The 3,454-nt window shown below is 65.7% G+C and carries 4 protein-coding genes; 3 read left to right on the forward strand and 1 reads right to left on the reverse strand.

Annotation, left to right across the window (positions count from 1 at the left end):
• Together EOA28_RS29245 and EOA28_RS29250 are read left to right on the forward strand one after the other, a co-directional pair.
• On the forward strand, positions 1 to 341 hold a 341-nt coding region (locus tag EOA28_RS29245), incomplete at its 5' end, for a FixH family protein (RefSeq protein ID WP_128315547.1).
• 7 nt (positions 342 to 348) lie between these two features.
• Entirely contained in the window at positions 349 to 1,557 is a 1,209-nt protein-coding gene (locus tag EOA28_RS29250; protein ID WP_127251547.1) for a cytochrome c peroxidase, read from the forward strand.
• Here EOA28_RS29250 and EOA28_RS29255 read toward each other — a convergent pair.
• Positions 1,554 to 2,006, reverse strand: a complete 453-nt coding sequence (locus tag EOA28_RS29255) for an Lrp/AsnC ligand binding domain-containing protein (protein ID WP_126088729.1) — start codon at positions 2,004 to 2,006, stop codon at positions 1,554 to 1,556. The two genes, EOA28_RS29250 and EOA28_RS29255, sit on opposite strands and share 4 nt — an antisense overlap.
• A 164-nt stretch (positions 2,007 to 2,170) precedes the next feature.
• On the opposite strand from EOA28_RS29255, the gene EOA28_RS29260 reads away from it, so the two are divergent.
• On the forward strand, positions 2,171 to 3,454 hold a 1,284-nt coding region (locus EOA28_RS29260; RefSeq protein WP_189342230.1), incomplete at its 3' end, for a proline dehydrogenase family protein.

The raw sequence follows: 3,454 nt of genomic DNA on the forward strand, positions 1-3,454 counted from the left end.
GTCCGGACCTGTCGCGCTCCAAGAAGACGGCGAACGGGCTGTTCGTCGCGAGCTTCGAGCCGGAGCGCGGTGACATCCGGCAGGGCGAGCTGCAATCCTGGCTGCTGACGCTGAAGACCGCCGCCGGCGCGCCGGTGGAGGGGGCGGCCATCACCGTTTCCGGCGGGATGCCGCAGCACAATCACGGCCTGCCGACCAGTCCGCAGGCGACCGATTATCTTAGCGAGGGGCGCTACCGCATCGACGGCGTGAAATTCACGATGAGCGGCTGGTGGCAGCTGCACTTCGGTATCTCGGCGGCGGCGGGTTCCGATTCCGTCGTCTTCAACGTCGTGTTGTGAGCGGGCGATGAGGCGTCTGACGAGCGTTGCATGCCTGCTGGCTTTGGCCGCTCTCGCCTTGCTGGGTGGCTGCGGCGAGCCGCAATTCAGCGACGCTGAAAAGAAGACCATCGCGTCTTTGGCGCTGAACACGCTGCCTTCGCTCAAGGCGGATACCACCAACCAGTATGCGGATGTGCCGGCGGCTGCCGCGCTCGGCTCGACGCTGTTCTTCGATGCCGGCATGAGCCGTGACGGCACGGTGTCATGCTCGACCTGCCACAAGATCGACCGCCAGTTCCAGGACGACCTGCCGCAGGCGGTCGGCGTCGGCCATACCAACCGCCGCACCATGCCGCTGGCGGGCGTGGCGCGCAATCCTTGGTACTTCTGGGACGGCAGGCGCGACAGCCTGTGGGCCCAGGCGCTGACGCCGCTTGAAAACCCGCTGGAGCAGGCCGGCAACCGGGCAGCCTTCGCGCATTACATCAAGAAGCGGTTCGGCGAGCGCTACGAGCGCATTTTTGGGCCGCTGCCGGACCTTTCCACCGTGCCGGCCAATGCCAGTCCGCTCGGCAGCGACGCCGAGAAGGCGGTGTGGAACGCGATGCCCGCCTCTCAGCAGGACGACGTCAACCGCGTCTATGCCAATATCGGCAAGGCGATCGCCGCCTTCGAGCGATCGATCGAGCCCGAGGAGACGCGCTTCGACCGTTTCGCCATCGATCTGGCGACCGGCGCCAAGCCGGAAGGGGACGCGGCTTTCTCGCCGGAAGAAATCCTCGGGCTGAAACTGTTCATCGGCAAGGCCAATTGCGTGACCTGCCACAATGGTCCGCGCCTCACCGACAATGCGTTCCACAACACCGGCGTGCCGCCGGTCGACGGCCTGCCGCCGGACCGCGGGCGCGTCGATGCCGTAGCACAGGTCGAGGCCGACCCGTTCAACTGCCTCGGCAAATTCCGCGACGGCGACGAGAGCGCCTGCCGCGAGCTGCGCTTCATGGTCAAGGACGGTCCGCAAATCACGCACGCCTACAAGACGCCGTCGCTCAGGGGGGCGGCGGATCGCGCGCCCTACATGCATGCCGGCCAGTTCTCGACACTCGATGAAGTGGTGGCGCATTATTCGAAGGCGCCGCCCAGCGTTGAAGGCGTATCGGAAGTGCATCCGCTCGACCTGTCCGATCGCGAGCGCGCGGCGCTGGTGGCGTTCCTCAAGACGCTTTCTGATTAGCGATCCTTGACCGTCTCCATCGCCACGAAGGTCGAGGTCTGGGCGACATGGGGCAGGGCCGAAATGCGCTCGCCGAGCACGCGGCGATAGGCGGCGATGTCGGTGGTGCGGACCTTCAGCAGATAGTCGAAGCTCGAGGCCATCATGTGGCACTGCTCGATCTCGGGCACGCCCTGGACAGCGCGGTTGAAAGCGTCGAGCGCCGCCGAGCGCGTGTCCGACAGCTTTACCTGGACGAAGGCGACATGGCCTTCGCCCATGCGTTCACGATCGATGATGGCGCGGTAGCCTCTGATGTAGCCGTCCTTCTCCAATCGTTTCACGCGCGCCTGCACCGGCGTCTTCGACAGGCCGACCTTCAAAGCCAGTTCGGACATCGAAAGCCTGCCGTCGCGCCCGAGCGCCGACAGGATGTTACGGTCGATGCGGTCCAATTGGTCTTCGGTCACTGGAATCACAGTCGAAACGACGAAAATATCCATTGTACGATAGATCGAATGGACTGCCGTGTCGATTTCTTTGGGCCGACCGGAATCCGCAGCTGTGCTAGCTTGCGCCATTCGGTCCGGCGACCGCCGGAACGTTCGCTCATGCTCGCTTTCATGGACCCGATATGCCGCTCGACGCCATCCGCCAGCAGATCCGCGCCAATTATTTGCCCGACGAAGACGAGGCGGTGAAGCGCCTGTCGGCGACAGCGGGGTTGTCGGCCGAGGAGCGCAAGGCGATCTCGGCGCGCGCGGCCGATCTGGTGCGCGCGGTGCGCGGCTCGACGGACCCCAGGCTGATGGAGGTTTTTCTCTCGGCCTACGGTCTGTCGACCAAGGAAGGGGTGGCGCTGATGTGCCTGGCCGAGGCGCTGCTGCGCGTGCCCGACACCGAGACGATGGACGATCTGATCGCGGACAAGATCGCACCGCATGACTGGTCGGCGCATTCGGGCGGCTCGAGCTCGATCTTCGTCAACGCCTCGACCTGGGCGCTGATGCTCACCGGCCGCGTGCTCGACGAAGGCGAGGGCGGCATCGAAGGCACGCTGCGCGCCATGGTGCGCCGGCTGGGCGAGCCGGTGATCCGCAAGGCGGTCGCTGCGGCGATGCGCGAGATGGGCGAGCAGTTCGTGCTCGGCCGCACCATCGCCGAGGCCGTCAAGCGCGGCCGGCCGATGACGCAGAAGGGCTATCTCTATTCCTTCGACATGCTGGGCGAGGCGGCCCGCACCGAGGCCGACGCGCTGCGCTACCACCGCGCCTATGCGGATGCGATCTCGTCGCTCGATGCCGGGTCGAACGGCCCTGACATCCGCTACAATCACGGCATTTCGGTCAAGCTGTCCGCGCTGCACCCGCGCTACGAGGTGGCGCAGCGCGAGACGATGCTGCCGGTGATGGCCGAACGGCTTCTGTCGCTGGCGCTTGCCGCGCGGCACTCGCGCATGGGTCTCAACATCGACGCCGAGGAGGCGGACCGCCTCGACCTGTCGCTCGACGTCATCGAACGCGTGCTGGCCGAACCGGAACTTGCCGGCTGGGACGGCTTCGGCGTCGTCGTCCAGGCCTATGGCCCGCGCGCGGCTTTCGCCATCGACTGGCTCTATGCGCTGGCGAAGAAATACGACCGCCGGATCATGGTGCGGCTAGTCAAGGGCGCCTATTGGGACACCGAGATCAAGCGGGCGCAGACGCTGGGTCTTACCGGCTATCCGGTCTTCACCCGCAAGGCCAACACCGACGTTTCGTATCTGGCCTGCGCGAAGAAGCTTTTGTCGATGACCGACCGCATCTATCCGCAGTTCGCCACCCATAACGCGCACACGGTCGCTGCGATCCTATCGATGGCGAAGGACCGCGAGAGCTTCGAGTTCCAGCGCCTGCACGGCATGGGCGAGGCGCTGCAC

It is taken from the genome of Mesorhizobium sp. M2A.F.Ca.ET.067.02.1.1 (assembly GCF_004023285.1).
Taxonomy (GTDB): domain Bacteria; phylum Pseudomonadota; class Alphaproteobacteria; order Rhizobiales; family Rhizobiaceae; genus Mesorhizobium.